Here is a 23,854-nt window from a genome sequence, read left to right as displayed (position 1 = left end):
TCTTTTGCGTCCTATGGTTGCCACCCAAGCCGAACCCTTGATTGAATTGCGGGGAATTTCCAAGGCCTTCGGGTCAAATGTCATTCTCGATGATGTTGATCTGAGCATTTATCGGGGAGAAGCCCTCGTGATTATTGGCCCCTCCGGTACGGGGAAATCCACCATCCTGCGAATTATTGCGGGACTACTGGCAGCAGATGCAGGGGACATTTATATCAATGGCATCAAGCGCCGGGGACTGATCGAGGATGGTAACGATCCCATTGGGATCAGCATGGTCTTCCAGCAGGCGGCCCTCTTCGACTCCCTCACCGTGGCGGAAAATGTCGGTTTTTTGCTCTATCAACATTCAAACCTGTCTGCGAGAACCATTCGCGAATTGGTAGAAGAACGGTTGGATATGGTGGGGTTGTCAGGGGTCGGCGATCGCTACCCATCCCAACTCTCTGGGGGGATGCGCAAACGGGTTAGCTTTGCCCGGGCAATCATGGCCAACCCCGATAATCCCAAGGACAATCCCGAAATTATTTTGTACGATGAACCCACCGCTGGCCTTGATCCCATTGCCTCAACGGTAATTGAAGATCTCGTGCGCCATCTCCAGCAAATGCAAGGGGTTTGTGGCACCTACGTGATGGTCAGCCACCAGGACAGCACGATTCGTCGCACCGCTGATCGGGTTATTTTTCTCTATGGCGGTAAGATCCAATGGACGGGGACAGTGGCAGAAATTGACCAGACCGATAATCCCCTCGTGCGCCAGTTTTTTGACGCGGCGGTGGAAGGCCCCATTAAAGTTATCGGCTAAAATTCATCCTCCCCCATACAATAAAACGTAAATTTATCCCCCCTACTGACGAATCCAATGCGATCGCGTACCCTCAAAGAAGGCTCCCTCGGTTTATTTATTTTCGCTGGACTCTCCCTGCTCGGCGTCGTGCTCATCTGGCTGACAGGGGCAACCCTGGGGAAACGCACTTATTCGATTAATGTCCGCTTTGACAATGCCAATGCGATGCAAGAGGGGGCGATCGTCCGCTACCGGGGCCTGGAGGTGGGGCGCATCATTGACGTACAACCTTCTAGCAATGGCGTTGAGATCCAAATTCAAATCCAAACCCCCGATCTGATCATGCCGCGAGAGGTCGTGGTCGAGGCCAACCAAGGGGGACTTATCGGAGAAACCTCCCTCGAAATTATTCCCCAAACAGAATTAACCCAAGCAGAAATGGCCCAGAGCCCCTTCGCAGCGGACTGCCCGGAAAAAGGAGCAATTCTCTGTGATGGTACAACCCTAGAGGGGGTGATCGGGGTGAGCTTCGAGCAGGTGCTCCGCAATACCACCAAATTTAGTGAACTGTATGGTGATCCAGAGTTCTTTGAAATTGTGCGTACCTTGGCGGACAATTCCAGTGATGCGGCGGCCCAGGTGGCGATCCTTACCGAAGAATTAGCGCTGCTTTCTAAGGAAGTGCGGGGGGAAGTGGATAATTTTGCCGAGAATGCCCAAGCCATTAGTGATGCGGCAGTGACCAGTTCCAATCAACTCAACCGCACCCTTGAACAGGTGAATACGCTAACAGGGAATTTTAATAGCCTTGTGGTCGAAAATCGCCAGGCTCTGGTGGGTACCCTCAATAGCATTGGGCGCACCAGTGATCAAATGCAGCGCACTTTGGCTTCCTTTGATACGACCCTCGATACGGTCAATCAAAATCTCAGTGCAGCGAATACCGAGGAAATTTTGGATAATCTCACGGTGCTAACGGCCAACGCGGCAACGGCTTCGGAAAATCTCAAGGATGTCTCAACGGCCCTGAACGATCCAACCAATGTGTTGATGTTGCAAAAAACCCTTGATGCAGCCCGGGTCACCTTTGAAAATACTCAAAAAATCACCTCAGACCTGGATGAGCTAACCGGAGATCCGCAGTTTCGGAAAAATCTGATTGATTTGGTGAATGGCCTCAGTCAGTTGGTTTCCTCGACGGATCAACTGCAACAACAGATTCAGGTGGCTAATCGCATCGAGCAACAGCGCCCCATTTATAACCAGCAACGACAAATCTCGTTACGCTCCAAGTCCCAAAACCCAGACCAAGGTCAGTCTAGAAATTAACCAGACAGAAATCGGCTGGAGACTTTCGGCAAAGACAAGAACCATTTTCAGAGATTGGATAATTTTTTTCTCGAAAACTCTTGGCGATCGCCAAATGAGTATGCTATATTCGTTCAAGTCAAAACGAGCGGATGTGGTGGAATTGGTAGACACGCACGCTTGAGGGGCGTGTGGAGCGATCCTTGCGAGTTCGAGTCTCGCCATCCGCATACCATAAAAAACAGAAAGCCTTCCCAAACCTCAGGGGGAGGTTTTTTTGTGTTTAAAGTTAGCCTGAAGGATCAGCAGCAGCAAGGTGTTGCTGGAGAAATTCGCACAGGAGTTTTACCTTGGTGGAAAGATGGCGATTGATCGGATAGAGGACGTAGGTACTGAGGGTGCGGTGATTGTATTCAGGCAAGACCACCGTGAGTTGTGCTGTCCAGGGGGCTGCATCGAGGATAAATTGGGGTAACTGGGCAATGCCTAGGCCCGCCGCGGCGGCGATCGCCAATGCTTCACCGTTGTTCGCACAAAAAGAGCCGGACACGTTAACAGAAACTTCCCCCTGGGGGCCGACCAAATGCCAGGTATTGCCCGTGGGGCCGTAGCGCAGACAGTTGTGATGAACTAAATCCTCAGGACTTTGGGGAATACCATGGCGTTCTAGGTAGCTGGGGGCCGCACAGAGGCTTAGTCTTGTTTCACAGAGGGGATGACTAATGAGACTGGCAGATTCGACGGGTTCAGCGATCCGAATCACGAGGTCATAGCCTTCGGCGATCGCCTCCACAAACCGATCCTCTAGGGTGAGTTGGATTTGCACCTGGGGATATTGGGCCATAAATTTTGCCACGAGGGGGGCCACCTGCATCCGGCCAAAGGTCATCGGCGCATTTACCCGTAACAGTCCTTTGGGTTCCCCGTGTAGTTGCGAAGCTGATAGCTCTGCCTCCTCTAGATCCGCCAAAATCTGGACGCATTTTTCATAGAAGGCGAGGCCCGTGGGGGTCGGTGTCACCTTGCGGGTACTGCGGTGGAGGAGTTGAACTTGGAGATGATTTTCGAGGGCAATCACCAGCTTATTCACCGCCGATCGCCCAACATTCATCTGCCGTGCCGCCGCCGCAAATCCTCCCGCTTCCACCACCTGGGTAAAGGCATACAAACTGGCTAACTTATCCATGGCCTATTGTTTCTTTTTGGGATACATTCTGTATATAAAATAGCTTATTGTCTTTTATTTGGCGGCAATCTACAATAGAAGCAATCACCTAAACCCGCTAAAAAACGCCTCGGAGGTTTTTATGATTCAACTCCGTCCCTCTGCTGAAAGGGGTCGTGGCAAACTAGATTGGCTAGAGAGCTACTTTAGTTTTTCGTTTTCCCAGTATTACGATCCGGCCCACATGAATTTTTCTAACTTGCGGGTGATCAATGAAGATTACATCGCCCCAGGCAAAGGATTCGCTACCCATGGCCACCGCGATATGGAAATCGTCACCTATGTCCTCGAAGGGGAATTGGCCCACAAAGACAACATTGGCAATGGTTCGATTATTCGTCCTGGGGATGTGCAACGCATGAGCGCGGGCACTGGCATTTTGCACAGTGAGTTTAATCCTTCTAATGATCAGCCTGTACACCTGTTGCAGATTTGGATTACCCCAGATCAGCAGGGGGTCGAGCCGAGCTATGAACAAATCTTTTTCGCCCCAGAGGAAAAACAAGGAAAACTGCGCCTTGTCGCTTCCCCTGATGGTGAGGCTGGCTCGGTAAAAATCCATCAAAACGCGGCGATCTATGCTTCGATTTTGACGCCCGAAGATACTGTGACCCATACCCTCAAAACGGGTAGAAACGCTTGGGTGCAAATTACCAGAGGAGAGCTAACCTTAAATGGAATGACCCTCGGGGCCGGGGATGGAGCCGCCATTAGCGAGGAAACAGCACTCACTTTTGCGGGTCAAGCTGCGGAAACGGAATTTTTACTGTTTGATTTGCCCTAGGGCTTATTAACAAATTCACCCACATTCTTTTGAGGAAAACACCCATGACTGAACCCACTATTGCTGCAAAAAAACCGATGGTAATGGACTTGGAGGCCGGAGATTATTTCTGGTGTACCTGTGGCAAATCTGCAGGCCAACCTTTTTGTGATGGTAGTCATAAAGGCAGCGATTTTCGTCCCCAGAAATTCACCCTGGAGGAGCCCCAAAAGGTAGCCCTCTGCCTCTGTAAGCACAGCCAGAATCCGCCCTTCTGCGACGGTTCCCACAGTAAACTGTAGTTTGCACAGCACAAAGGCGATCGCCTAATGACGACCCAACGGATTATCGGTCTCACGGGGGGCATTGCGACAGGAAAAAGTACAGTAACGACTTACTTGACCCAACGCTATCAGCTCCCCATTTTTGATGCTGATGTTCATGTCCGTAAGGCGATCGCCAAAAATCACCAAAATGAAAAACAATCAGCGTATCGGGTTTTTTCTTGGATGAATTGCTAGAAAAAGCAGCGGCGATCATTGGTAAGCAACTGCGACTTAAGTTAAATGGTCTTCAAGCATCTGTGACTACAGTATTTGCCTCTTGACCACCATGCTGTCGCCAAAGTCTGCGGTAATATTCTGGTAAATTTGGAATGAATCAGTCTTTAATTTAGACGATACCAATGAGCATAATTGTCGATCCAGAATGGACATTCATAGATGCATTGCAAGCTGCATGGGCAGCCTATCCCGGTGGAGTCCAATTTGGAGCGCCTAATAGAGTAAAGGCATTAGAGAGATGGGCTAATGTCGTTGGACGTGAGCGAGCAGTTGATGAACTAAATGCTGTGCTAAGTGAGTATCCCAGCTATAAAGAGTCTGCGAAAGCTTTTGGAATGTCAGTATCAACTCTCAAAAAAATCAGAAACAATTTCGCGACAATGCCTAGAGTGACGCCTTTCTCATCTGTATCAACTAGAGTTCAGGAGCATATAGCAGAATTGAAAGAGACGCAAAATTCTTCAATCTCCACAGAGACCCCAGAGGAAATTCTTCAGAAGTTTCTTGAACTGACGGAAAGATTGGGCGTAGATCCCGTATCTAGATTAATTGAGGTACTGGTCAACGAAGAAACCCATTCATTGATGCCTGAAAACATTCTTCAGAATTTTTTGGAAGTAAGCCAAAAAGCAGGAATCGATATAGTCTCTAGACTGGTTGACTGGATCGCTGGTACAGCAAAACCAGAAGATTTTGTCAACGTCCTCGAAAACCTTGAGCTAGATGACTTACGGAAATTAAATACTGCGATTGGCTTAGGTAATCTTAAAAATGCACTGTCAATTTGGCAGGAAAATAAGGAAAACGATAATGAAGAATTTTGGCAGAGAACCTTTGCACAGAATTCTTTTATTTTTGCCCAGCTATTTTCATTTCCCGTCATCCTTCTTGAGGACAAGGCATATATAGGCGGAAAAAGTATAAACAATCGAGGTGGTAACATTATTGACTTTCTATATGCCAGTAATTTAACTAAAAATGCTGCCCTAATAGAGATAAAAACTCCAAACACAAGGCTCTTAGGATCTCAATATAGAGGGGATATTTACAATATTTCAGTTGACCTGTCTGGCTCCGTAGTTCAGATTGCTAACTACAAAAAAGCGTTACTAGAAAACTTTAATGCACTGATCAGTCAGGAAGGAGCAGACTTCGATGTTTTCAATCCCAAAAGTATTATTGTTATTGGTAGTATTGAAAATGAATTGGATGAACAGCGAAAGAGAAAGAGCTTTGAACTATTTAGGTCAGGATTAAGTGACATTCAGATCATTACTTATGATGAATTATTCGGCAGAGTAGAATTTCTTGTGAATCTACTGCAAGATGGCCTCAGTGCTTAAGCAAGCTAACACTCCGCGGCAGCGGACAGCCAAAAATTGTTTGTTTTACTTTAAGGTTATCTGCCGCCACTGATTTGAGCCGTTATGGTGCTGACAAAAAATGAAAATATCTGAAATATTCGCAGACGAACCCAAGCAATGGGGATTCCGAGGTGATCCATATCTTTGGCGTGAGTTGAAGGAAAGACTAGATAACGTTGATATGCCAGACGCACCCGAACAACTTAAAAGCATCATCGAGAAGGAATACGAAGTAGCGACAAGTCACTCCATCAATCATAGAGAACATTTCACCGTCGAAAGATTTATGCATGGCGGTATGTCTAGCGGCAGAATAAGCCCTGAATTTTGGCATGACTGCGGGATTCCACTGTTGGTGAAACGTCATGTCGCACCATAAAGTGACAAAACCAAGAATCATTGGTCTGACGGGGGGCATCGCGACGGGAAAAAGTACGGTAACGACTTACCTGGCCCAACGTTACCAGCTCCCCATTCTTGATGCAGATATTTATGCCCGTGAGGCGATCACCCCGCCCTCGGCAATATTGACGCAAATTTTTACCCGCTACGGGGCGGGAATTCAAAACGCCGATGGTTCCCTCAATCGCCAAGCTTTAGGGGACATTGTTTTTAACGATCCCGACGAAAAACTGTGGCTCGAAGCCCGAATCCATCCCTATGTGCGCCAGCGATTCCGTGAAGCCTTAGCAACCATTCAGGAGACACAAGCGACGGTTATTTGCGCGATCCCACTGCTGTTTGAGGCGCAGTTAACGGATTTTGTTACGGAAATTTGGGTGGTTACCTGTACCCTTGAGCAGCAGTTGGCGAGGCTCCAGCAGCGTAACCAGTTGAGCATTGCCCAGGCCCAAGCGCGGATCGCCAGCCAGATGCCCCTTGCCGAAAAAATCCAGCGGGCTGATGTGGTGCTTGATAATTCTTTGGATCTTGCAACACTCCATCACCAAGTTGATCGAGCCCTCAAAAGAGGTTGCTAGAATGAGCGGTGAAATCATCATTTTAAGGTAGCTGCGATGACCATTTGGGTAAATGAACAAATTGATCCGACGGGCATTCTTCAAGCTTGTATCGCTTGTCAAAATGAAAAAGCCGCCAAGGATTGCCATGAGCAATGGAAACAAAAACTCGCCACGGATCAAACCACCATCGGCTGGGAAGCAAAGATCCGCACCGTTGATTCTTGGGATGATGTGCCCGTCAATGCCTTGAAGCTTAGTTTTTAAGATGTATTTTAAAGGCGATCGCCCTGAATTTTTCGTTGTAACCCGCCCCGAAAAGCCATGAGCCCAAAACGACGGATGCGCTGGAGTTGGTGGAAGGACGCGCCGCGCAATGTCAGTGAAAATGAATATGCCAAATTTGAATTCCTCGTGCTGGGGGCGATCGCCAGTGGTACTTTAGCGGTGATCTCTTTGGTGATGGGGCTAACGGGACAAGCCCTCAAAACGTCTCAAGAACTCGCCCAGGTGGAGTCGCTTTCGGTACAGGCCGCCAGTGAAGCAACGACGAATCGCGATCTCATTAAGCTCGAAGGCTACCTTGTGGCGGACAATCCCCTAACGCTGCCCGATGATCCCGCCCTACAGATCATTCAGGGCAAAATTGAACTGGTCGCCCGCAATGGCCCCAGCACTGCCGAAGACACGATCCAAAAGGTGCTGTTTACTTGGGAAGCCGCCGTTGAGCAGGTTTTTTTGAGTGATGGGGAGACCCGCATTCCCTTGGCGATCGCCCTGGAGCAATTTCCCCTCCCGGCAGCACAACCAGAGCCTAAGCAACGCCCCAAGATCGAACGCACCGGAGAATCGGCCCGCTTCAGCAAACCCAAGGCCATTACCTACGCTGATCAAACCTTTCCCCTCACTACTGCAGATTGGGGCAAGCTTGATTATATTGCAACAGATTTAGATCGTCGCGTCCTGCCCCACGGCCAAACAGTTACGGTGGTGGCCGCCCTGCGCGATCAACAATTGGTTGATCCCCTGGGAGGCCGGTTAAAAATTGCCCTCGGCACCGAGGCAGACATTCGCCGCACTGGGGAACGCTTTGGTCGGCTGTTGACAGTGATTTGGCTGCCCTTGGCGATCGCCAGTTACCTCTGTGGCAAAAAAGCAGCCCAGCTCAACCAAGACTTTCTCGAACGCTCCCAGCAATAACCTAAGCCATCGGTCAATCCTGAGAAAGTACGCTAAGTTGAATAGGAGCTGTTGTTTATCTTTCCCGACACATGGCAAACCAGAGCCCCCCAAATTTGGCGATCGCCTATGTCCATTTCTACGTAGACGATCTGGAGCATTGGCAGACCTGGTTTCAAACAAAATTTCAACTCAACATCACCGCTCCCCAAGCAACATTTTCGTTTTTACCTCAAAACACCGTCCAACTCAGTCGCCCAGGGTTGACTCTGATGCTCTCGGCGCCCCAAGCCCCTGCCGATCCCGTCGCCCAGTATTTAACCCATCATCCCTGTGGTGTTGCGGATGTTGCCTTTTATATTGATCAAAAAGCTTTTTTTCAATCAAAAAATACTGATCACTTCGTTACTGTAATACGCAATAATGTGGGATTTCAACATACCCTTATTTATCGAAATCCAATCCCAAAAACCAATACCAAAATCGATCATTTAGTGCTCAATGTCCCCGTGGGCAAACTCCAGGAAACAGTCCAGTGGTACGAAGCTAAATTGGGGTTTAACCGTCAGCAAACCTTTACGATCAAAACCAATTATTCCGGCCTCGCTTCCCAGGTTCTTTCCCATCCCAGCGGAATTCAACTACCCATTAATCAACCGGGAGACTGTTGTGAAAATCTTGAAACGGCACAGCGATCCCAGATCCAAGAATTCATTGAGTTTAATCGTGGGGCTGGGATTCAACATATCGCCTTAAAATACAAAAACTTACCGGATCAAATCCATCATTTTCGCCAAGCAAATGTGGCATTTCTTGATGTCCCTGACACCTATTACAAAAATCTTTGTGATCGTTATCCCCACCTAGAAACATTACCCCATTGGCCCCAAATTCAGCAGGAAAAGATTCTTGTGGATGTGGTGCGATCGCCCAAGGAAATGCTTTTGCAAATTTTTACCCAGCCCATTTTTAAAGAGCCGACATTTTTTTGGGAATTTATTGAACGCAAACAACAGGCTCAAGGGTTTGGCGAAGGGAATTTTCAAGCGTTATTTGAAGCCATTGAACAGGCCCAACGACAACGGCTGGTTTCCCCTCGCCCATAAATGCCAATAAAACTAAGCCGCTTCGGGATGCTCGATAATGCCGCCCCCCAGCACCCGATCGCCGTCATAGAGCACCGCCGCTTGGCCAGGGGTGATCCCAAATTGGGGTTCCTCAAAAACCAGTTTGAGGCGATCGCCCTCCAATGGAATCACCGTCACAGGCACCGCACCACTGCGATAACGCACCTGTACTTCCGCGCGGATGGGGCTTGTAATGCCTGGGAGCGCCAACCAATTCATGCGCTGCACCGTACATTCAGACCGACCAGCGCGATCGCGGGTACTTACTACCACCCGATTCATCACATTATCTAGCTTCACCACATAGAGGGGTTCCGGGGCGGCAATGCCCAAGCCCTTTCGTTGGCCGATGGTGTAATGATGGATGCCTGTATGGTGCCCCAGCACTTTCCCGTCGAGATCGACGATTTCTCCTTCCCGCTGTTCAATGTATTTGTCTAAAAAAGTTTTCATCGAACCATGGGCTTCAATGAGGCAGAGGTCTTGGCTTTCTGGTTTTTTCGCCGTCGAAAGCTGCATTTCCGCCGCAATTTGCCGGGTTTCGCCCTTGGTCATTTCCCCCAAAGGAAACAGCGTCCCCGCCAGCATTTCCTGGGTGAGATCATAGAGAAAATAGGATTGATCCTTATGGCGATCCACCGCCCGCAACAGTTCATAGCGTCCCGTTTGGTCGTTGTAACGAATTCTGGCATAGTGGCCCGTCGCAATCTGATCAATGCCCAGCTCTGCCTTGGCCCATTGCAACATTGGCCCAAATTTCACCATCCGATTGCACTGGGAGCAGGGTAAAGGTGTCACTCCCGCTTTATAGCCAGACACAACATAGTCAACAATGTATTTCTGGAACAAATCGCGGCTATCCACGATGTGGTGGGGAATGCCTAATTGCTCACAAATATCTGCCGCATCGACCATCCCCTCCGAGCAACATTGACCTTTGCCTTTCATCAGCCAGAGGGTGACCCCTTCGACGGTATAGCCCTGGCGATGGAGAATCCCTGCGGTGACGGAACTGTCTACGCCCCCTGATAACCCAACTGCAACTTTACCCATGGCCTTGTCTAATCTCAATATCCTTTTTGGTGAATTGCCTACAACTAGATAAATGCACTGCCTGATGTGCCTAGCGATTTACCATTGTACTGGTATCCCCTCGCTGCTGCGCTGTGTCACTCCTAAGGATGTGCTGAACTTGCTGATCACTTAGGGGATGACTTCTGTGGTGACTTGTTTTTGGGCTGACCCTGTCACAACCAATTGATTTTGTCTAAATTTGCCCACGGCGCGATCGCCATTGAGTTTGACCCGGGGGTTGGTCTGTTCATAAACCACATTGCCCACGGCCACCACTTCCTCGGCGGTGAGATTCCAATCCACTTGGTTGGCCTTGAGAGAAGTGGGCGGATCTTCGCCCGTTCCCCTGACCGCGCCGCTCAGTTGTGCCTGTTGGGTCTTGAGATTGTAGCGTCCTTGGTTGCCCCGAAATTGGACTCGTTCGGCGGTTTGGGTGAGTTGTACAGAATCTTGACCTGTAATGATACCCGCTTGGATATCCCAGGTGGCGGCTCCGCTGGCAAACTGAATCTCTGGGTCAAGGCTATTTAACAAAACATTGCCACTGACAATAATTTTCTGGGCTTTGAGTTGGGCTTCACCTTGATCTGCCCGGAGGCGATCGGTGATCGTTTCTGCGGTGTAACGCTGGACAGTGAGGCCCTCGGCGGCGGTGATTTTATCTTCAGCTACGAGCCAATTGAGCTTGCTGCCCTGGAGTTGCAAGGGGGGCTCCACAATGACCACTTCGACGGTATCGGCGAGTTCTAAATCCTGGCGATCGATAAAATATTTGCCCTGTTTGGCGCTGAGTGTGCCGTTGGGATATTTGGCTTGGAGACCCGTGGTGATCTGGAGGATGAAATTGGCGGGTTCCCACTCGGCTTTCTCGGTTTCAAAGACGGCCCCCTGACGATTATCCGTGACCAAAACCCCTGATTCGAGGATAATGCGATCGCCATCGTTAATCACCTGGCCCTTGTTCGCTTGGAGACTGAGGATCACTTCCCCATCTTGGTAGAGGTTCCCCACGAGCTTGGTGAGAGTGGCGGCTTTGCGGTCTTGGCTATAGATGGCTTCTTCGGCCTGGATTTTCCAGAGAATATTTCCCTCGGCATCGGATTGTTCGAGGAGGGCATCTTCGACGATGAGGCGATTTTCAGAATTTTGGCTTTGGGGTTCTGTTTCCGTCGCTGGCGGGCTATTGCGACAGGCCGTTATTCCCCCAAGATTCCCCATCAAGAGTAGTGCTAAGGCGAAGATTTTTGGCGATCGCCCCCATTTCCATCGACACAAACGCACCATCACCTTTACTTACTCATGACTGGGTAACTCAATTGTGCCACCACCACGATCTTCCATCAGCCTCGGTTCCGAAAACTGGCCCCGATGGAGCTTTTGGATATCCGTCTGGATTTGCTCTAGGTCAATGTAACGGTCTGCCACATTAATCAAACTATCGCTAGTCATCGATCGCAGGCTAACCACCTCAACCCGTGCTCCCCGATAGCTGACCGCATCCACCGCATAGGCCAGATCCCCGTCACCACTGACGAGCACCGCCGTATCATAGGAGCCCACGAGGGCCATCATATCCACCGCAATTTCCACGTCCAAATTGGCTTTTTTCGAACCATCCGGCAGTTGCACCAAATCCTTGGCAATGACCCGATAACCATTGCGGCGCATCCACAACAAAAAGCCTTGCTGTTTTTCGTTCGCCCGGTCAACCCCTGTGTAGAAAAAAGACCGCAGTAGCCGTGACCCGCCCGTTAAACGATAAAGAAGTTTGCTGTAGTCGATTTCGATGCCTAATTGCAGCGCTGCATAGAATAGATTAGAACCATCGATAAAGATCGCAACACGACCTCGATTTTCAAGTACCTGTTCAGGCGAGAAAACCGGATCGCTACCAAAGTGATCCAGCATTGTGATTATGCCTCTTGAGATTTTATTAAAACGAAAATATTTATGAAACAGTTTTTATAAAAAAATAGATGCCCCATTGTAAAAAAGGGAAACCCAATAACTAAGCTTACTGAGAAAGCTGGAACTTCGTCAAAACTTTTATCATTCCCTCGGTTTTGGGGCTGCGCTTAAGCAGAGGCTTCAGGGACTTCAAGGCGGGCAAAGATAGGCTGGGCTTTCGTTAGGGTTCGTTCAGACCAAGGCAGACCCCAGCGGCTATGGCTGGCAAAGGGAGCCAGATTGACAAGGTCTTCAGGGCGATTGAAGTCCCCAGGGAAACCTAATTGACGATAAATTTGATTGCTGAGATTGGGGATCACCGGGGAGAGTAAATAGGCCGCCAGACGTACGGATTCTAGGATCGTCAAGAGAATTTCTTCGACTTGGGCTTGTTCTCCCGCTTTAAATAAGGCCCAGGGGGCGCGGTCATCGATGTATTTGTTACTGGCTTGGATGAGTGCTAATACCTGATGACAGGCGGCGGTAAAGTTGAGATTGTCGTAGGCGGCACAGGTGCGATCGCCAAGGGTTTCTCCCAGGGCTTTGAGGGGGTGATCGGCGGGAATGGCAGCCAGATCTAGGGACGGAATTTCGCTTTTGCAGTATTTTTTCAGCATGCCTAGGGTGCGGTTCAACAAATTCCCCAGGTCATTGGCCAGGTCAGCATTGACCACATTCACGAAGCGAGTTTCGTTAAAATCACCATCTTTCCCCAGTTCTACTTCTTTGAGGAAGTAGTAGCGCAGGGCATCGGCACCATATTGATTGACCAGGGCGATGGGGTCGATGGTATTGCCGAGGCTTTTACCCATCTTGAGGCCATTTTTGGTGAGAAAGCCGTGGCCAAATACTTTATCGGGCAGGGGCAGGTTTGCCGACATGAGCATTGCCGGCCAGTAGACCGCATGGAAGCGCAGAATATCTTTACCAATTAAATGGAGGTTGATCGGCCACCATTTTTTCAGGGCATTTTCGAGGCTGACTTCCTCCCCGTCTTCTAACAGGGCCGTGACATAACCCAACAGCGCATCAAACCAAACATAGATCGTGTGGTTCTCGTCGGTGGGCACCGGGAAACCCCAGTCGAGATTGACGCGGGAAATTGAAAAATCCTGCAATCCCTGTTTCACAAAGTTGATCACTTCGTTGCGACGGCTGGCGGGCTGAATGAAGTCGGGATTTTCCTGGTAGAGAGCTTCGAGTTGCGCCTGATATTTAGACAGACGGAAAAAGTAGTTTTCTTCGTCCCGCCACTCGGCCTGTTTGTTGGTGTGGATCGCGCAGTGGTGGTCTTCGATCAGGTCTTTTTCTTCTTTAAATTCTTCGCAGGCAACGCAATACCAACCTTGCTGTTGGGCGAGGTAAATATCACCGTTGTCCCAGACCCGCTGGAAAAATTCGGCGACAATTTTCGCGTGGTTAGGGGCGGTGGTGCGGCTGAAGCGGTCGTATTGGATGTTGTAGTGCTGCCAAAGATCCTTGAAGCTGCCGATGATTTCGTCGCAGTGTACCTGGGGATCAACGCCTTTTTCCTGGGCGGTGCGCTGGATTTTTTGGCCATGTTCGTCGGTGCCTGTGATAAAGAGCACATCATCCCCCTTGAGGCGATGGAAACGGGCGATCGCATCGGCCACCATCGTTGTGTAGGCACTGCCAATGTGGGGCACGTCATTGACGTAATAGAGGGGAGTTGTCAGGGCAAAACGAACGGGAGAAGTCATACAGGGGCGATCGCCTAGGAATAGATTCAATACAAACTTTTTGTCGCTACTGTGTCAAACCAAGGGCAAGACAGCAGGCACATTCGCCCTATTTTACAAGGTTCTCGCCCGGCTCCCAATGAAAATTTTTTCAGGCTCACCGCTCCCTAGAAATCTGTCGGGGCAACTTGTCGATAGATGTAACGAACAATCCAACTGGCAAGGAAGCCCAACAGCGCGTAGATCACAATCGCAATGAGAAGATTGACATCAAAAATATTCGTGCCCAGGGTTGCATCGGTGCGTTCTACCGGGCTGATAAACAGCGTTGAAAAAGGCGAGACAAAAGGCCCCGAAAGAGCATAGATAAATTTTGCAAAGGTATTTTCTGGGTTGGCGCCGGATAGCCGCAGGAAAAACCGCAAGACTAACAGCACTTCCAGTAAACCCACGAGAATGTAAATGCTATTTTCGATGCGCCTAAACAAAACCCTCTTCCGAATCGCATCCACTTTTTGCTGTTCTTGGCGCAGTTTCGCGACTTCATTCACAGAGCCATCATCCTCAGGCTGAGGATTTGGGTTGGGGTACTGATTCATAGCTAGACTATCCCTGATCAAAATGTGTCACCCCATGATCTTAGCCACACAAAGGCGGGCTTAGATGTTAAGAAACATCAAGTCAGTCCCAGGAAAATCAAGAAAAATTTTGTGGAATTCAGAAGATTTAGGACAGTTTCATCAATAATGCAATGCACTGTCTGTCCCCAAAATTCATAGGGGAAATTAGGCCTTTCTACCCGCAGATTTTAGATATTCTGTGTTTACGCCAGATTCCCGGACGAGGGCTAATTTTCCAGTCCGCGCCACTTCAATGATGCCGAATTTTTCGAGCATTTGAAGGATAGCGACCATTTTGCCGGGGTCACCCACCACCTGCACCGTCACGGTTCTGTCAGAAATATCGACGATCCGCGCCCGGAAAACCTGGACCAATTGCATCACTTCAGAGCGTTGGCTCGCATCGGCATTGACCTTGACCAACATCAGTTCCCGTTCCACACAGGGTTTGGCGGTGACATCGTCCACTTCCCGCACGTGGATGAGCTTGTCGAGTTGGGCAGAAACCTGTTCAATTTCTTTTTCGTCGCAGGGAACAACCATGGTAATCCGGGAAATACCCTCTTTTTCGGCGGGGCCAACGGCGAGGCTTTCGATGTTAAAACCACGACGGGCAAAGAGTCCGGCAATGCGGGTGAGGACTCCGGCTTCGTCTTCAACAAGAACTGAGAGGGTGTGTTTCATCATGGTCTGGGGAATTGGGGCGGCGCTACGTACTAAAACCAAGGGGATATATTACTATAGCTCGCTGGCACCTTCTAGCCATTGGGAAAATAATTCATAGATGAGGGCCGGGGCTTCGTCGTGGGGGCAGTGGCCAAGGCCGGGCAAAATCTTGAGGGTGATCCGGGGATTAACGGCGGCAAGTTGGGGGGCGATCGCCACGGGGACAAAGCGATCCTGTTCGCCCCAGAGCAGCAACATTGGGCAAGGCATTTTCGCAAAAACCGTGGCCATGGGCGGCGCAAAGCCTGGCTGACCGACGCGGCGACTCAGGGCAACAAATGCTTGAGCAGCATCTTGATCCAGGGTCGGGGCCTGCACAATTGCTAACAGTTCGGCATCAATGTCTGGCCAGGAAGGATAGGCTAATTTCAGCCAATTTTTCAGGACAAAGGGACGACGCGCCACCCGAAAGATGAGTTTCAGGAGCCAGGGTTGCATGGCACTGCGCTCCAAACCATTGACAATCGGGCGCAGAGGTTTGGGGAGCATCGCTTGGCGTTGGGCAACATCCGGCACACTCATCAGGGCGATCGCCTCGACCCGATTTTTCGGATCTTGGCCCAGGTTGGCACAGACCAAAGAACCAAGGGAATTGCCCAACAAAATTACCGGACGTTGCACCACAAGGTTTAAAAAGTCGCTCAGTTGCGCTGTCCAGAGGGGGACGCCAAACTCTGCACTGCCTTTCCGCGAACCCCCAAACCCTAATAAATCCAGGGCATACACATCGCGATCCTGGGCGAGCAAGGGCATTAAATGACGCCAATGCTCCAGGGCCGCCCCAAATCCATGGAGGAGGACAAGCGGCGATCGCCCTCTGTTTTCTGGAACCGTGCGCCAAAAACTGTAACGAATCTGCCAGCCCCGCCAAATCCAGCACCGCTGTGACCCGATCCGTTGTGACCAAGGTTGAAGCACCATTGCAGCATTTATTCCCCTAGGGTGTTGGGCGATCGCCATAACTTAAATTGAGCATCCTCGCTTGAAAAATCATCACAAATTGTCCCTAAAATCTGCCCCAGGACGTAACGAAAAGTCCGCCAATGAGTAAAATGGGCATAGTTCTCAATTTTTTATTGACTGTAATAAACCTACCTACCAAATCGTAACAACATTCAACGCATAGCCTGTGAAAGATAAAAGACGCGTAAAACGTGACCTCCCGAAAATTAACGAAAGAATTCGTTTTCCAAATATCAGAGTCATCAGTGGAGACGGGGAACAACTTGGCATCATGACCCCCGCCGAGGCCCTGGCGATCGCCGAAGAAGAAGACCTCGATCTTGTCCTCGTCAGCGAAACCGCCAAGCCGCCAGTATGCCGGATTATGGACTACGGGAAGTACAAATTCGAGCAGGAAAAACGCGCCCGAGAAGCCAAAAAGAAACAGCACAATGCGGATCTCAAAGAGGTCAAAATGCGTTACAAAATTGAGGAACATGACTACCAAGTCCGGGTAAACAGTGCCCAGCGCTTCCTCAAATCAGGCGACAAAGTCAAAGCAACGATCACCTTCCGGGGCCGGGAGATCCAACACTCCAACCTCGCCCAAAAACTGCTAGATCGCATGGCCAAAGACCTCGAAGAAGTCGGTGAAATTCAACAGCGGCCCAAACGAGAAGGGCGTAACATGATGATGATTCTCGCCCCGAAAAAATCCACCTAGGCGCGATTGAGGCGGCCAACATGAAAATGTAGCTATTTATCGCTGGGGAGTCAGTTGTGCTTGCGGGCAAAGGCTACTCCCCAATGTTGTTTCTATAACGTTAAAGCCAACCATGGCCCGTCGCTGCTCAAAAGTTCCTAAAACACCCAGACTGTTTGCAAATTTAGGTTTCTCCCCCACAAGCTTAGGTTAAGCTTCGCGGGTCCCCCCCATCCAGAAGGCCCCTGTGACCATGGTTGTTTGTCCCCAATGTACCCAAGAAAACCCACCAGAAAATCGTTTCTGTCAGTATTGTGGAAGCTCTCTGACGAGGCCCTGTCCCCACTGTGAAACGCCCGTACGGTTACAGCAAGAGCAATGTGAATCTTGCCAAGGGTGGGTCAGTCGGCCTCTCACAGCCTTGATCCTGGACGCTGAAGCGGCATCTTGCCAAGCACGAGAAACCCTTGATGAAGCTGGTCGTTATCGTCTGGGCGATCGCCCAACGGTACGGGCCGAAACATTTCCTTGGCTCACGGTGATCGATACAGCCCCAGAAACCCCAACAATTCTAGAAACTGCCCTCCAAGAGTTAGAAATAACCGATCCCGCCCAGCTCGCTGATCCCGACCTCTGGCAAGATAAAGAAATTCCGGCGATCGCCCGTCAGTATCTCAGCCTGCAAGATGATTTTTCTGCGGTGCCAAAACTCCTGGAAGCTTGGCGTCAGTCAGAATATCAAGTGCTGCTGTTTGAGCAACACCCACAGCCCCTCACGCCCTTAAAAACCTACTGCCAAGCACAAAGCCCCCTCTACGAACAACTGCTGCAATGGTGTTTTCAGATGGTGCAGCTATGGCGAGAATTGGTGCCCCTCCAATGTTGCCAAACTATCCTTGAACCAACAAATTTATACCTCGACGAAGACCAAAGCCTCGTGGTACGACAACTCCTCCAGGACGATCCAGACCATCTCCCGGCACTGCAGCGACTGCCTCAACTATGGCAAGATTTGTTTCACCTATCTACCCAACCAGCGTGGCAACCCCTCTATAAGCTGACTGAAACGGCTCAAATTGGTGGTTTGGATACCGTCTCCCGCCTAAAAAAAGCCCTCCGTGCCCTCGCCCCAGAAAATACCGATGATTTTTATGGGGAAGTGGAGGGAGAGTTAGAAGCCATCGAATTACAGCCAGAGGATTTAACCACCCTGGATGATGTGTTGTTGTCGGCTGATTTAGGCCCAGAAGATCTCGCAGAAACCCCGGACGGAGAAACAGCAACGGCCAATCCTGAATCAGAAACAGAGGACTCACCCCAGATTGAACATTCTGGAGGGAGCATCGCCTCGGGGGACTTTGAACCTTTGGATTTCCCAGACGAAGAGGAAGCCTCAACGGTGGTCTTACCGATGAATTTGGTGAGTTTAGACGATGCGGGCTGCACGGATATTGGTCAAGAGCGGGATCACAACGAGGACTATTTTGGTATGCGTACCCGCATCGAAAAGCAGGAAAATCTCCTGGGGAGACAAATTCAAGGGCGTGGCTTTTATGTGGTCTGTGATGGTATGGGCGGCCATGCGGCGGGGGAAGTGGCCAGTGCCCTTTCTGTGGAAACGATTCAGGCTTTTTTCCAAGAGCATTGGCAGGACAAGTTACCGGATGAGGCCGTGATGCGCCAGGCCATTTGGGAGACCAATGAGGCGGTTTACAATATCAACCTGAAAAATTCCCGTTCTGGGAGCGGGCGCATGGGCACTACCTTAGTTTTGATGTTGGTTCAAGACAATCAGGTGGCGATCGCCCATGTGGGAGACAGTCGCATCTATCGTGTGAGCCGCAAAGGAAATCTCGAACAACTCACCGTTGACCATGAGGTGGGTCAGCGGGAATTACATCGGGGTGTCACCCCAGAGATTGCCTATGGGAGGCCCGATGCCTACCAACTGACCCAGGCCATTGGCCCCCGGGAAAATAGTTTTGTGGAGCCGGATATTAATTTTTTCCAGGTGAACGAAGATAGTCTGTTTTTGCTCTGTTCCGATGGCTTATCAGACAATGACTTAATTGAAACGACCTGGGAAGAAATGCTCCTCCCCCTCCTGAGTGCCCGGGCCAATTTAGATGAAGGGGTGCATCGCTTAATTGCCCTGGCTAATGAACGCAATGGTCATGACAACATTACGGCGGTGCTTGTGCGGTTGCGGGTGCGTCCTAATATTGGGGCCTCAAGTTTTTAGAAATCATGATTTCAGTGATTATGCCTGTTTTAAATGAGGCAGCCGGAATCGTCCCTTGTTTAAAATCTTTGCTCCAAGTTCCCAATCCTTTAGAAATTATTGTTGTGGATGGGGGCAGCCAGGATTCGACTTGTGATCTAGTGCGTCAGTTTCCGGTGACCCTTTGTCAAACCACTGGAGGGCGCGGCCAACAAATGAATCGAGGGGCGGCGATCGCCCAGGGAGACATTTTTCTGTTTCTCCATAGCGACACCCACTTACCCCAAGACTTTCCAACCCTTGTGACAGCGATCTTGGCAGATCCCCAGGTGGTGGCTGGAGCCTTTCCTTTAGGAATTGCTGATTCTCGGTGGCGATTTCGTGCTTTAGAAAAGTTAGTGCAATGGCGATCGCAACTTTTGGCTTTGCCCTACGGTGACCAGGCCATTTTTTTGCGGCGTCAGGATTTTGAAGCCCTGGGGGGGTATGCCGAAATTCCCATTATGGAAGACTATGAGCTAATGCAACGGCTGAGAAAACGGGGCAAGATTCGCCTGACAAGCCAACCTGTACAAACTTCGGCTCGCAGATGGCAGCGACTGGGTCTGTGGCGCACCACCTGGATTAATCAAAAAATGCTCCTCGGTTATCATCTCGGCATTGATCCAGAGATTCTCCGTCACTGGTATCGTCAACAAATCCGTAATTGAAGATCGTTATTGGTGGGGCTTGTTCAGATTATCAAGCTGTTCTCGGAGGCGATCGCAAAAACCATACAGTTCATCCAAAGCATTAAGGGGAGCCGGATTAATTTGGCTCCGCAGATAAATATGGCGCAATTTCCGCTCTAGACGTTGGGCCGCTTCAATGGCCTCTTGTCCAAGTTCATCCATCTGCTGCTGTTGATAAAACGCCAGTGCTTGACCCCGTAAGACTTGCAAGGTGCCCTCTTCACCGTACTGTCCCGGCATGACCCGCAGCCGCAGTAAAATTCGCTCACCCTGATAGTATTGTTCCATTTCCACTTTTTTCGGTCGGTCGATGGGCCCTGGGGGCAGGTGAGCGAGGCGCTTAAATTCATCGAGGATGCCGTGGAATGTTTCCTGGGGAATACCGGACAATGACCCTTTCATCAAACCACTTTCACTGAGAAAAATGCGGCCGGCCCGGGCGTGGTTTTCAAAATATAGGCGGCCAATACCCTCCGTTAAAATGCGGCCCAGCAGTTCTTGGTATAGTTGCAACGCAGATAAATGGTTGAGTTCTTCGAGGGGAGTGTTGAGATATTGCGGTGAAATTTGCAATTCCCCTGCATCATTCGCCGTAGCAGACGGTGACGCTTGCAGTTGTACTGGCCCCTTGGGAATCACCACCGCCGGCACATGTCGAAAAAATTCGGACAGTTCATTATTCACCGGCATCTGCAGGGCCGTTGTCTCCCCAGAAAACACGGCAGTGTCTTGATCCGCATCATTAGAAACAGACGAGGGCATGGGTGGTGGCCCATTTTCCATGACTAAAGTCGCCCGTTCTGAGATTGGTGGGGTGGCGTTTTTTTGGCCAGGGACTGGGGACGTTTTGGGTTGGGGCGGAGATTTTTGCTTGCTTTGATGGTAATTCAGGTAAGAAGACAGAATTAGCTGGTAGGTTTTGAGATCAAGCTTTTGGGCTTTGAGTTGCAGTCCGCCGCGACTGAGCAGTTTATTGACGATGGCCGCGACGCTTGAGCGTTGGGGATCGACAATGCCCAGGGTGAGACAGCGATCTTGGAGGGTGAGGGGCAGAATTTCGTGATTACGGCAAAGATTCAGGGGCAAATAGCGATCAATCAGCTGAAAGGTCTGCTGCAAGTCGAGATTAGACCAAGTAAAGGGCTCAATGGTGATGGGCAAGGGGGCTGGCATATTAGCGTCGGGGGAGACAAAATAGTTTTTTAACGGCGGAAATACTAATATAGAAAAATTTTTAAAACCAAGGACTAGCACCACCAAAGCTCAGTAAGTAGTCCAGCAAGATTGCCCTCTAGTGTAACCCCTTGGTTCAGGGGCCAGGCATGATTTCTCGAAGAAGCTTTACAGAATTTTAAGCGATCGCCCCCTTTGTCGAGATTTTCGAGCAGGCTTTACGTTTCGCAACTTCTGGATGTCATGAACTGGCGATGACAACACCGGATCTCAGGGCGGCATTGCTTTTTTCTGGAGCGATCCCCGAAACATATCGCAGCAAAAAAGGCGATCGCCACGGCAATCCTCCCACTAGCGTTACTAAAGTTCATCTGCCCATACCCTTCGTAAAAGAAGAAAATTTTTCGTAACTTTATACTTCTTTGAGCTGTCTCAGCCGACCCAAATTCACTGCCTAGAATGGGGCCGTAACCAACCTACCCAGTTCTATCCAGTTGGACTGACGCACAAATATATGGCTTCTCTCAATCTCGCAATCAATGGTTTTGGCCGCATTGGCCGCCTCGTTTTCCGTGCTGCCCTCCACAACCCCAATCTCAATTTTGTTTGCATCAATGATCTGATTTCCCCGGAAAAGATTGCCTATCTCCTCAGATATGACTCTACCCATGGTCGTTTTCCGGGCACCATCGAAGCCACCGCCGATGGTATTTATGTGAATGGCCAGTTTATCCGCTGCACGATGGTCAAAGACCCCAGTATGTTGCCCTGGGAAGAACTGAACGTTGACTATGTGATTGAATCTACTGGATGTTTCCGGGATTTTGTCGGCGTCTCCAAGCACCTAGAAGCCGGAGCGAAACGGGTAATTGTTTCTGCGCCTACCAGCGAACCCCAGCGCATTCCCACCTTTGTGGTTGGGGTAAATCACCATGATTATTCCCCGGCCTATGATCGCATTGTGTCCAACGCCAGTTGTACGACCAATTGTCTCGCCCCCATTGCCAAGGTGATCCACGATAACTTTGGCCTAGCAGAGGGGTTGATGACGACGATCCACGCGATGACAGCGACCCAGCCCACCGTGGATGGAGCCAATAAAAAAGACAATCGGAGTGGTCGCGGCGCAGGTCAAAATATTATTCCGGCATCTACTGGCGCGGCAAAGGCAGTGACCTTGGTCTTACCGGAGTTGGCTGGACGTTTAACCGGGATGGCAATGCGGGTGCCGACCCCTGATGTTTCGGTGGTTGATCTGACCTTCCGCACCGAAAAACCCACTTCCTATGGGGAAATTTGTGCCGCGATGCGTGAGGCGGCCAATGGTGAGCTAAAAGGCGTTTTGGCCTACACCGAGGATGATGTGGTTTCTACAGACTTCACCAGCGATCCCCATTCCAGCATTTTCGATGCCGGGGCTGGGATGGCGCTGAATGAGCACTTTTTTAAGGTAGTGGCCTGGTATGACAATGAATGGGGCTATGCCAATCGTGTTTTAGATTTGCTCCTGAGTATGGCTGCTAAGGAAAAAGAAACAGAAATGGCGATCGCCGCCTAAGGGAACCTCGCTTAAGATCTCTTAGAAACACAAAATCCCCTTGTGGATGCAGGGGGATTTTCAGGTTTTTATTTTTTATCTCAAACCGCAATGCATCTAACCGGCCTGGTGACGATCCAACTGGTCTAAATCCAAGTCTAAAGCGGCAATATCTGCATTATTACCAATCACCGATTTCATCCCCTCTAGGGTAGACATCATATTGCGGGGGTCGAGGAACATCACCTTACTACTGCCGCTACTCCCGATGGTTTGCCCCATTTCGAGGTATTGCTGGGCCAAGATAAACTGCAACGCTTCACTGGCCGCAGGATTGGTTTTGAGCTGTTGGGCGACAATTTGCATTGCTTGGGCAGAAGCCTGGGCGCGCATCACTTCTTCCTGGCGTTTCGCCTCCGCCCGCATGATAATCGCTTCTTTTTCTGCTTCTGCCTGGAGAATAGCTGCTTTTTTCTGAGATTCGGCCTCTAACACCTGGGACTCAGCACGACCCTGGGCAGAGTTAACCGCCGATTCTCGTTCCCCTTCAGAGGTGAGGATTGCGGCCCGTTTTTTCCGTTCAGCGGCCATTTGCAGTTCCATGGAGTCCAGCACTGCCTTAGAGGGGACAATGTCGCGCAGTTCGACCCGGGTGACTTTTACGCCCCAAGGATCCGTGGAAATATCCAATTCCCGCAGCAAGAGCTCGTTAATTTCGGTGCGGGCGGTGAAGGTTTCATCAAGTTCTAGCTTGCCCATTTCCGAGCGGATTTGGGTGAGAACCAAGTTCACCATGGCCGATTGGAGATTTTCTACCTTGTAATAGGCTTTATACATATCGACAATGCGCCAGTAAACCACCGCATCCACGCTAATGGAAACGTTGTCACGGGTGATGCAAGATTGGGGGGGGACATCTAAAACTTTTTCCCGGATGGTCTCGCGATAAACGATTTTGTCGATAAAAGGGGTGACGAAATTTAAGCCCGGTTCAAGGGTTTTTTTATAGCTACCGAGGCTTTCGACTAAATATTGATTTTTTTCGTTGACAATCTTGACGGAACCAAAAACAGCGGAACCACCCAGGGCCAAAATGATAAATACTAAAGGGTTCATTGGAATCTGCCTCAATGGTTGTTGAGTAAATATAAGCAGGATTTGTTTTCAGGCTAGCGCAGGTCGTTTGTCTTGATGGGCTTCTG

Annotated in this window: 26 protein-coding genes and 1 tRNA gene; 17 read left to right on the top strand and 10 right to left on the bottom strand. The window is 50.0% G+C overall.

The annotated features are described in order from the left end of the window. Positions 1-13 precede the first annotated feature (13 nt). From AWQ24_RS13810 to AWQ24_RS13800, 3 genes are all read left to right on the top strand, one after another. Positions 14-808: an ABC transporter ATP-binding protein gene (locus tag AWQ24_RS13810; RefSeq protein ID WP_012308314.1), complete on the top strand. Its 795-nt coding sequence runs from the start codon at positions 14-16 to the stop codon at positions 806-808. 57 nt (positions 809-865) lie between these two features. Beyond that, positions 866-2,119 (top strand): MlaD family protein, encoded by a 1,254-nt coding sequence (locus tag AWQ24_RS13805; RefSeq protein ID WP_065717144.1) that lies wholly within the window; start codon positions 866-868, stop codon positions 2,117-2,119. Between the two features lie 127 nt (positions 2,120-2,246). Then, positions 2,247-2,328, top strand: a tRNA-Leu gene (locus AWQ24_RS13800). A 59-nt stretch (positions 2,329-2,387) separates the two neighbouring features. On the opposite strand, the gene AWQ24_RS13795 is transcribed toward AWQ24_RS13800, so the two are convergent. Beyond that, complete coding sequence (locus AWQ24_RS13795; RefSeq protein ID WP_065717143.1) at positions 2,388-3,284, bottom strand: LysR family transcriptional regulator; 897 nt, start codon at positions 3,282-3,284, stop codon at positions 2,388-2,390. 121 nt (positions 3,285-3,405) lie between these two features. On the opposite strand from AWQ24_RS13795, the gene AWQ24_RS13790 reads away from it, so the two are divergent. The 9 genes from AWQ24_RS13790 to AWQ24_RS13750 all read left to right on the top strand — a co-directional run bounded on the left by AWQ24_RS13790 (position 3,406) and on the right by AWQ24_RS13750 (position 9,257). Next, positions 3,406-4,107, top strand: a complete 702-nt coding sequence (locus AWQ24_RS13790; protein WP_065717142.1) for a pirin family protein — start codon at positions 3,406-3,408, stop codon at positions 4,105-4,107. 44 nt (positions 4,108-4,151) lie between these two features. Continuing rightward, the gene (locus AWQ24_RS13785) at positions 4,152-4,388 is read left to right on the top strand and encodes a CDGSH iron-sulfur domain-containing protein (protein ID WP_024545080.1); all 237 of its coding nucleotides are present in this window, start codon (positions 4,152-4,154) and stop codon (positions 4,386-4,388) included. Positions 4,389-4,415: 27 nt separating this feature from the next. Next, the gene (locus AWQ24_RS13780) at positions 4,416-4,607 is read left to right on the top strand and encodes a dephospho-CoA kinase (RefSeq protein WP_065717141.1); all 192 of its coding nucleotides are present in this window, start codon (positions 4,416-4,418) and stop codon (positions 4,605-4,607) included. A 164-nt stretch (positions 4,608-4,771) separates the two neighbouring features. Continuing rightward, positions 4,772-5,992: a Shedu immune nuclease family protein gene (locus AWQ24_RS13775; RefSeq protein WP_065717140.1), complete on the top strand. Its 1,221-nt coding sequence runs from the start codon at positions 4,772-4,774 to the stop codon at positions 5,990-5,992. A gap of 100 nt (positions 5,993-6,092) precedes the next feature. Beyond that, positions 6,093-6,392 (top strand): hypothetical protein, encoded by a 300-nt coding sequence (locus tag AWQ24_RS13770; RefSeq protein ID WP_065717139.1) that lies wholly within the window; start codon positions 6,093-6,095, stop codon positions 6,390-6,392. Continuing rightward, on the top strand, positions 6,379-6,993 hold the full coding sequence (coaE, locus tag AWQ24_RS13765) for a dephospho-CoA kinase (protein WP_065717138.1): 615 nt from the start codon (positions 6,379-6,381) through the stop codon (positions 6,991-6,993). Before AWQ24_RS13770 ends, coaE begins: the two co-directional genes overlap by 14 nt. A 36-nt stretch (positions 6,994-7,029) precedes the next feature. Beyond that, positions 7,030-7,239 carry a hypothetical protein gene (locus tag AWQ24_RS13760; protein ID WP_062436179.1) on the top strand — a complete coding sequence of 70 codons (210 nt, stop codon included), beginning with the start codon at positions 7,030-7,032 and terminating at the stop codon, positions 7,237-7,239. 57 nt (positions 7,240-7,296) lie between these two features. After that, positions 7,297-8,172 (top strand): hypothetical protein, encoded by an 876-nt coding sequence (locus AWQ24_RS13755; protein ID WP_157096875.1) that lies wholly within the window; start codon positions 7,297-7,299, stop codon positions 8,170-8,172. 71 nt (positions 8,173-8,243) lie between these two features. Continuing rightward, on the top strand, positions 8,244-9,257 hold the full coding sequence (locus AWQ24_RS13750) for a VOC family protein (protein WP_065717136.1): 1,014 nt from the start codon (positions 8,244-8,246) through the stop codon (positions 9,255-9,257). Between the two features lie 12 nt (positions 9,258-9,269). Here AWQ24_RS13750 and mnmA read toward each other — a convergent pair whose 3' ends face one another. From mnmA to AWQ24_RS13715, 7 genes are all read right to left on the bottom strand, one after another. Next, complete coding sequence (gene mnmA, locus AWQ24_RS13745) at positions 9,270-10,331, bottom strand: tRNA 2-thiouridine(34) synthase MnmA (RefSeq protein WP_065717135.1); 1,062 nt, start codon at positions 10,329-10,331, stop codon at positions 9,270-9,272. 150 nt (positions 10,332-10,481) lie between these two features. Next, positions 10,482-11,636, bottom strand: a complete 1,155-nt coding sequence (gene lptC, locus AWQ24_RS13740) for an LPS export ABC transporter periplasmic protein LptC (protein WP_223209947.1) — start codon at positions 11,634-11,636, stop codon at positions 10,482-10,484. Positions 11,637-11,645: 9 nt separating this feature from the next. Then, positions 11,646-12,260, bottom strand: a complete 615-nt coding sequence (locus AWQ24_RS13735) for an NYN domain-containing protein (RefSeq protein ID WP_012308301.1) — start codon at positions 12,258-12,260, stop codon at positions 11,646-11,648. 167 nt (positions 12,261-12,427) lie between these two features. Then, positions 12,428-14,020: a methionine--tRNA ligase gene (metG, locus tag AWQ24_RS13730; protein ID WP_065717134.1), complete on the bottom strand. Its 1,593-nt coding sequence runs from the start codon at positions 14,018-14,020 to the stop codon at positions 12,428-12,430. A 146-nt stretch (positions 14,021-14,166) separates the two neighbouring features. After that, positions 14,167-14,598 carry a YggT family protein gene (locus AWQ24_RS13725; RefSeq protein ID WP_012308299.1) on the bottom strand — a complete coding sequence of 144 codons (432 nt, stop codon included), beginning with the start codon at positions 14,596-14,598 and terminating at the stop codon, positions 14,167-14,169. A 186-nt stretch (positions 14,599-14,784) separates the two neighbouring features. Beyond that, a complete protein-coding gene (ilvN, locus tag AWQ24_RS13720) occupies positions 14,785-15,303 on the bottom strand; it encodes an acetolactate synthase small subunit (RefSeq protein WP_012308298.1) in 519 nt (172 codons plus the stop codon). 54 nt (positions 15,304-15,357) lie between these two features. Next, a complete protein-coding gene (locus AWQ24_RS13715) occupies positions 15,358-16,305 on the bottom strand; it encodes an alpha/beta fold hydrolase (RefSeq protein ID WP_232318828.1) in 948 nt (315 codons plus the stop codon). A 169-nt stretch (positions 16,306-16,474) separates the two neighbouring features. Here AWQ24_RS13715 and infC point away from each other — a divergent pair, with 169 nt between their 5' ends. The 3 genes from infC (at position 16,475) to AWQ24_RS13700 (ending at position 19,921) form a co-directional block, all read left to right on the top strand. Beyond that, positions 16,475-17,011 (top strand): translation initiation factor IF-3, encoded by a 537-nt coding sequence (infC, locus tag AWQ24_RS13710; RefSeq protein WP_012308296.1) that lies wholly within the window; start codon positions 16,475-16,477, stop codon positions 17,009-17,011. A gap of 232 nt (positions 17,012-17,243) precedes the next feature. Then, positions 17,244-19,232: a serine/threonine phosphatase gene (locus tag AWQ24_RS13705; RefSeq protein WP_065717132.1), complete on the top strand. Its 1,989-nt coding sequence runs from the start codon at positions 17,244-17,246 to the stop codon at positions 19,230-19,232. A 5-nt stretch (positions 19,233-19,237) separates the two neighbouring features. Further along, the gene (locus AWQ24_RS13700) at positions 19,238-19,921 is read left to right on the top strand and encodes a TIGR04283 family arsenosugar biosynthesis glycosyltransferase (protein WP_232318827.1); all 684 of its coding nucleotides are present in this window, start codon (positions 19,238-19,240) and stop codon (positions 19,919-19,921) included. Positions 19,922-19,927: 6 nt separating this feature from the next. Here AWQ24_RS13700 and AWQ24_RS13695 read toward each other — a convergent pair whose 3' ends face one another. Next, the gene (locus AWQ24_RS13695) at positions 19,928-21,115 is read right to left on the bottom strand and encodes a hypothetical protein (RefSeq protein ID WP_065717131.1); all 1,188 of its coding nucleotides are present in this window, start codon (positions 21,113-21,115) and stop codon (positions 19,928-19,930) included. Positions 21,116-21,369: 254 nt separating this feature from the next. On the opposite strand from AWQ24_RS13695, the gene AWQ24_RS16300 reads away from it, so the two are divergent. Both AWQ24_RS16300 and gap read left to right on the top strand, forming a co-directional pair. Then, positions 21,370-21,525 (top strand): hypothetical protein, encoded by a 156-nt coding sequence (locus tag AWQ24_RS16300; protein WP_157096874.1) that lies wholly within the window; start codon positions 21,370-21,372, stop codon positions 21,523-21,525. Between the two features lie 104 nt (positions 21,526-21,629). After that, positions 21,630-22,673, top strand: a complete 1,044-nt coding sequence (gap, locus tag AWQ24_RS13690; RefSeq protein ID WP_012308291.1) for a type I glyceraldehyde-3-phosphate dehydrogenase — start codon at positions 21,630-21,632, stop codon at positions 22,671-22,673. Between the two features lie 96 nt (positions 22,674-22,769). On the opposite strand, the gene AWQ24_RS13685 is transcribed toward gap, so the two are convergent. After that, positions 22,770-23,768, bottom strand: a complete 999-nt coding sequence (locus AWQ24_RS13685) for an SPFH domain-containing protein (protein ID WP_065717130.1) — start codon at positions 23,766-23,768, stop codon at positions 22,770-22,772. Positions 23,769-23,854 lie beyond the last annotated feature (86 nt).

Source organism: Picosynechococcus sp. PCC 8807 (assembly GCF_001693295.1).
GTDB lineage: Bacteria > Cyanobacteriota > Cyanobacteriia > Cyanobacteriales > MRBY01 > MRBY01.
Note: the sequence above shows the minus strand (reverse complement) of the source record. Positions and strands in the feature narration are given on the sequence as shown.